Annotated in this window: 9 protein-coding genes; all 9 read right to left on the bottom strand. The window is 44.8% G+C overall.

What is annotated here, in order from left to right; translation table 11 throughout:
- Window positions 1-890: replication endonuclease (locus tag PAN31117_RS27985; RefSeq protein WP_032208038.1), on the bottom strand; the 890-nt coding region annotated here is incomplete at its 3' end.
- Between the two features lie 63 nt (window positions 891-953).
- A complete protein-coding gene (locus tag PAN31117_RS27980) occupies window positions 954-1,940 on the bottom strand; it encodes a Minor spike protein (protein ID WP_000466547.1) in 987 nt (328 codons plus the stop codon).
- 8 nt (window positions 1,941-1,948) lie between these two features.
- On the bottom strand, window positions 1,949-2,476 hold the full coding sequence (locus PAN31117_RS27975; RefSeq protein ID WP_000487867.1) for a hypothetical protein: 528 nt from the start codon (window positions 2,474-2,476) through the stop codon (window positions 1,949-1,951).
- Window positions 2,477-2,586: 110 nt separating this feature from the next.
- The gene (locus PAN31117_RS27970) at window positions 2,587-3,870 is read right to left on the bottom strand and encodes a major capsid protein (RefSeq protein ID WP_000065572.1); all 1,284 of its coding nucleotides are present in this window, start codon (window positions 3,868-3,870) and stop codon (window positions 2,587-2,589) included.
- 36 nt (window positions 3,871-3,906) lie between these two features.
- Complete coding sequence (locus PAN31117_RS27965; RefSeq protein ID WP_000033471.1) at window positions 3,907-4,023, bottom strand: phage DNA packaging protein J; 117 nt, start codon at window positions 4,021-4,023, stop codon at window positions 3,907-3,909.
- Window positions 4,023-4,481, bottom strand: coding sequence for a scaffolding protein D (locus PAN31117_RS27960; protein ID WP_000084700.1), 459 nt, complete (start codon window positions 4,479-4,481; stop codon window positions 4,023-4,025). Before PAN31117_RS27960 ends, PAN31117_RS27965 begins: the two co-directional genes overlap by 1 nt.
- A complete protein-coding gene (locus PAN31117_RS27955) occupies window positions 4,478-4,717 on the bottom strand; it encodes a phage DNA packaging protein C (RefSeq protein ID WP_016670801.1) in 240 nt (79 codons plus the stop codon). Before PAN31117_RS27955 ends, PAN31117_RS27960 begins: the two co-directional genes overlap by 4 nt.
- The gene (locus PAN31117_RS27950) at window positions 4,650-4,802 is read right to left on the bottom strand and encodes a hypothetical protein (protein ID WP_435988044.1); all 153 of its coding nucleotides are present in this window, start codon (window positions 4,800-4,802) and stop codon (window positions 4,650-4,652) included. Before PAN31117_RS27950 ends, PAN31117_RS27955 begins: the two co-directional genes overlap by 68 nt.
- A partial coding sequence (locus PAN31117_RS27945) for a replication endonuclease (protein WP_150740867.1) occupies window positions 4,735-5,463 on the bottom strand: 729 nt, incomplete at its 5' end. The genes PAN31117_RS27950 and PAN31117_RS27945, both read right to left, overlap by 68 nt.

The raw sequence follows: 5,463 nt of genomic DNA, 5'->3' as shown, positions 1-5,463 counted from the left end.
TTTTGCAAGCTATTTAACTGGCGGCGATTGCGTACCCGACGACCAAAATTAGGGTCAACGCTACCTGTAGGAAGTGTCCGCATAAAGTGCACCGCATGGAAATGAAGACGGCCATTAGCTGTACCATACTCAGGCACACAAAAATACTGATAGCAGTCGGCGTGTGAATCATTAGCCTTGCGACCCTCGGCAGCAAGAACCATACGACCAATATCACGAAAATAGTCACGCAAAGCATTGGGATTATCATAAAACGCCTCTAATCGGTCGTCAGCCAACGTGAGAGTGTCAAAAACGATAAACCAACCATCAGCATGAGCCTGTCGCATTGCATTCATCAAACGCTGAATAGCAAAGCCTCTACGCGATTTCATAGTGGAGGCCTCCAGCAATCTTGAACACTCATCCTTAATACCTTTCTTTTTGGGGTAATTATACTCATCGCGAATATCCTTAAGAGGGCGTTCAGCAGCCAGCTTGCGGCAAAACTGCGTAACCGTCTTCTCGTTCTCTAAAAACCATTTTTCGTCCCCTTCGGGGCGGTGGTCTATAGTGTTATTAATATCAAGTTGGGGGAGCACATTGTAGCATTGTGCCAATTCATCCATTAACTTCTCAGTAACAGATACAAACTCATCACGAACGTCAGAAGCAGCCTTATGGCCGTCAACATACATATCACCATTATCGAACTCAACGCCCTGCATACGAAAAGACAGAATCTCTTCCAAGAGCTTGATGCGGTTATCCATCTGCTTATGGAAGCCAAGCATTGGGGATTGAGAAAGAGTAGAAATGCCACAAGCCTCAATAGCAGGTTTAAGAGCCTCGATACGCTCAAAGTCAAAATAATCAGCGTGACATTCAGAAGGGTAATAAGAACGAACCATAAAAAAGCCTCCAAGATTTGGAGGCATGAAAACATACAATTGGGAGGGTGTCAATCCTGACGGTTATTTCCTAGACAAATTAGAGCCAATACCATCAGCTTTACCGTCTTTCCAGAAATTGTTCCAAGTATCGGCAACAGCTTTATCAATACCATGAAAAATATCAACCACACCAGAAGCAGCATCAGTGACGACATTAGAAATATCCTTTGCAGTAGCGCCAATATGAGAAGAGCCATACCGCTGATTCTGCGTTTGCTGATGAACTAAGTCAACCTCAGCACTAACCTTGCGAGTCATTTCTTTGATTTGGTCATTGGTAAAATACTGACCAGCCGTTTGAGCTTGAGTAAGCATTTGGCGCATAATCTCGGAAACCTGCTGTTGCTTGGAAAGATTGGTGTTTTCCATAATAGACGCAACGCGAGCAGTAGACTCCTTCTGTTGATAAGCAAGCATCTCATTTTGTGCATATACCTGGTCTTTCGTATTCTGGCGTGAAGTCGCCGACTGAATGCCAGCAATCTCTTTTTGAGTCTCATTTTGCATCTCGGCAATCTCTTTCTGATTGTCCAGTTGCATTTTAGTAAGCTCTTTTTGATTCTCAAATCCGGCGTCAACCATACCAGCAGAGGAAGCATCAGCACCAGCACGCTCCCAAGCATTAAGCTCAGGAAATGCAGCAGCAAGATAATCACGAGTATCCTTTCCTTTATCAGCGGCAGACTTGCCACCAAGTCCAACCAAATCAAGCAACTTATCAGAAACGGCAGAAGTGCCAGCCTGCAACGTACCTTCAAGAAGTCCTTTACCAGCTTTAGCCATAGCACCAGAAACAAAACTAGGGACGGCCTCATCAGGGTTAGGAACATTAGAGCCTTGAATGGCAGATTTAATACCAGCATCACCCATGCCTACAGTATTGTTATCGGTAGCAAGCACATCACCTTGAATGCCACCGGAGGCGGCTTTTTGACCGCCTCCAAACAATTTAGACATGGCGCCACCAGCAAGAGCAGAAGCAATACCGCCAGCAATAGCACCAAACATAAATCACCTCACTTAAGTGGCTGGAGACAAATAATCTCTTTAATAACCTGATTCAGCGAAACCAATCCGCGGCATTTAGTAGCGGTAAAGTTAGACCAAACCATGAAACCAACATAAACATTATTGCCCGGCGTACGGGGAAGGACGTCAATAGTCACACAGTCCTTGACGGTATAATAACCACCATCATGGCGACCATCCAAAGGATAAACATCATAGGCAGTCGGGAGGGTAGTCGGAACCGAAGAAGACTCAAAGCGAACCAAACAGGCAAAAAATTTAGGGTCGGCATCAAAAGCAATATCAGCACCAACAGAAACAACCTGATTAGCGGCGTTGACAGATGTATCCATCTGAATGCAATGAAGAAAACCACCATTACCAGCATTAACCGTCAAACTATCAAAATATAACGTTGACGATGTAGCTTTAGGTGTCTGTAAAACAGGTGCCGAAGAAGCTGGAGTAACAGAAGTGAGAACCAGCTTATCAGAAAAAAAGTTTGAATTATGGCGAGAAATAAAAGTCTGAAACATGATTAAACTCCTAAGCAGAAAACCTACCGCGCTTCGCTTGGTCAACCCCTCAGCGGCAAAAATTAAAATTTTTACCGCTTCGGCGTTATAACCTCACACTCAATCTTTTATCACGAAGTCATGATTGAATCGCGAGTGGTCGGCAGATTGCGATAAACGGTCACATTAAATTTAACCTGACTATTCCACTGCAACAACTGAACGGACTGGAAACACTGGTCATAATCATGGTGGCGAATAAGTACGCGTTCTTGCAAATCACCAGAAGGCGGTTCCTGAATGAATGGGAAGCCTTCAAGAAGGTGATAAGCAGGAGAAACATACGAAGGCGCATAACGATACCACTGACCCTCAGCAATCTTAAACTTCTTAGACGAATCACCAGAACGGAAAACATCCTTCATAGAAATTTCACGCGGCGGCAAGTTGCCATACAAAACAGGGTCGCCAGCAATATCGGTATAAGTCAAAGCACCTTTAGCGTTAAGGTACTGAATCTCTTTAGTCGCAGTAGGCGGAAAACGAACAAGCGCAAGAGTAAACATAGTGCCATGCTCAGGAACAAAGAAACGCGGCACAGAATGTTTATAGGTCTGTTGAACACGACCAGAAAACTGGCCTAACGACGTTTGGTCAGTTCCATCAACATCATAGCCAGATGCCCAGAGATTAGAGCGCATGACAAGTAAAGGACGGTTGTCAGCGTCATAAGAGGTTTTACCTCCAAATGAAGAAATAACATCATGGTAACGCTGCATGAAGTAATCACGTTCTTGGTCAGTATGCAAATTAGCATAAGCAGCTTGCAGACCCATAATGTCAATAGATGTGGTAGAAGTCGTCATTTGGCGAGAAAGCTCAGTCTCAGGAGGAAGCGGAGCAGTCCAAATGTTTTTGAGATGGCAGCAACGGAAACCATAACGAGCATCATCTTGATTAAGCTCATTAGGGTTAGCCTCGGTACGGTCAGGCATCCACGGCGCTTTAAAATAGTTGTTATAGATATTCAAATAACCCTGAAACAAATGCTTAGGGATTTTATTGGTATCAGGGTTAATCGTGCCAAGAAAAGCGGCATGGTCAATATAACCAGTAGTGTTAACAGTCGGGAGAGGAGTGGCATTAACACCATCCTTCATGAACTTAATCCACTGTTCACCATAAACGTGACGATGAGGGACATAAAAAGTAAAAATGTCTACAGTAGAGTCAATAGCAAGGCCACGACGCAATGGAGAAAGACGGAGAGCGCCAACGGCGTCCATCTCGAAGGAGTCGCCAGCGATAACCGGAGTAGTTGAAATGGTAATAAGACGACCAATCTGACCAGCAAGGAAGCCAAGATGGGAAAGGTCATGCGGCATACGCTCGGCGCCAGTTTGAATATTAGACATAATTTATCCTCAAGTAAGGGGCCGAAGCCCCTGCAATTAAAATTGTTGACCACCTACATACCAAAGACGAGCGCCTTTACGCTTGCCTTTAGTACCTCGCAACGGCTGCGGACGACCAGGGCGAGCGCCAGAACGTTTTTTACCTTTAGACATTACATCACTCCTTCTGCACGTAATTTTTGACGCACGTTTTCTTCTGCGTCAGTAAGAACGTCAGTGTTTCCTGCGCGTACACGCAAGGTAAACGCGAACAATTCAGCGGCTTTAACCGGACGCTCGACGCCATTAATAATGTTTTCCGTAAATTCAGCGCCTTCCATGATGAGACAGGCCGTTTGAATGTTGACGGGATGAACATAATAAGCAATGACGGCAGCAATAAACTCAACAGGAGCAGGAAAGCGAGGGTATCCTACAAAGTCCAGCGTACCATAAACGCAAGCCTCAACGCAGCGACGAGCACGAGAGCGGTCAGTAGCAATCCAAACTTTGTTACTCGTCAGAAAATCGAAATCATCTTCGGTTAAATCCAAAACGGCAGAAGCCTGAATGAGCTTAATAGAGGCCAAAGCGGTCTGGAAACGTACGGATTGTTCAGTAACTTGACTCATGATTTCTTACCTATTAGTGGTTGAACAGCATCGGACTCAGATAGTAATCCACGCTCTTTTAAAATGTCAACAAGAGAATCTCTACCATGAACAAAATGTGACTCATATCTAAACCAGTCCTTGACGAACGTGCCAAGCATATTAAGCCACTTCTCCTCATCCAACGCGTCAGTTTTTGACAGAATCGTTAGTTGATGGCGAAAGGTCGCAAAGTAAGAGCTTCTCGAGCTGCGCAAGGATAGGTCGAATTTTCTCATTTTCCGCCAGCAGTCCACTTCGATTTAATTCGTAAACAAGCAGTAGTAATTCCTGCTTTATCAAGATAATTTTTCGACTCATCAGAAATATCCGAAAGTGTTAACTTCTGCGTCATGGAAGCGATAAAACTCTGCAGGTTGGATACGCCAATCATTTTTATCGAAGCGCGCATAAATTTGAGCAGATTTGTCGTCACAGGTTGCGCCGCCAAAACGTCGGCTACAGTAACTTTTCCCAGCCTCAATCTCATCTCTCTTTTTGCGTTCTGCTTCAATATCTGGTTGAACGGCGTCGCGTCGTAACCCAGCTTGGTAAGTTGGATTAAGCACTCCGTGGACAGATTTGTCATTGTGAGCATTTTCATCCCGAAGTTGCGGCTCATTCTGATTCTGAACAGCTTCTTGGGAAGTAGCGACAGCTTGGTTTTTAGTGAGTTGTTCCATTCTTTAGCTCCTAGACCTTTAGCAGCAAGGTCCATATCTGACTTTTTGTTAACGTATTTAGCCACATAGAAACCAACAGCCATATAACTGGTAGCTTTAAGCGGCTCACCTTTAGCATCAACAGGCCACAACCAACCAGAACGTGAAAAAGCGTCCTGCGTGTAGCGAACTGCGATGGGCATACTGTAACCATAAGGCCACGTATTTTGCAAGCTATTTAACTGGCGGCGATTGCGTACCCGACGACCAAAATTAGGGTCAACGCTACCTGTAGGAAGTGT

Source organism: Pandoraea anapnoica (genome assembly GCF_902459765.1).
Lineage (GTDB): Bacteria > Pseudomonadota > Gammaproteobacteria > Burkholderiales > Burkholderiaceae > Pandoraea > Pandoraea anapnoica.
The sequence above is the reverse complement of the archived record's forward strand: the minus strand, read 5'-3'. Positions and strand labels throughout refer to the sequence as shown.

What these genes read in the sequence shown, in the direction of transcription:
- PAN31117_RS27980 (WP_000466547.1), bottom strand. Translation starts at nt 1,940, where the DNA reads ATGTTTGGTGCTATTGCTGGCGGTATTGCTTCTGCTCTTGCTGGTGGC.
- PAN31117_RS27975 (WP_000487867.1), bottom strand. Translation starts at nt 2,476, where the DNA reads ATGTTTCAGACTTTTATTTCTCGCCATAATTCAAACTTTTTTTCTGAT.
- PAN31117_RS27970 (WP_000065572.1), bottom strand. Translation starts at nt 3,870, where the DNA reads ATGTCTAATATTCAAACTGGCGCCGAGCGTATGCCGCATGACCTTTCC.
- PAN31117_RS27965 (WP_000033471.1), bottom strand. Translation starts at nt 4,023, where the DNA reads ATGTCTAAAGGTAAAAAACGTTCTGGCGCTCGCCCTGGTCGTCCGCAG.
- PAN31117_RS27960 (WP_000084700.1), bottom strand. Translation starts at nt 4,481, where the DNA reads ATGAGTCAAGTTACTGAACAATCCGTACGTTTCCAGACCGCTTTGGCC.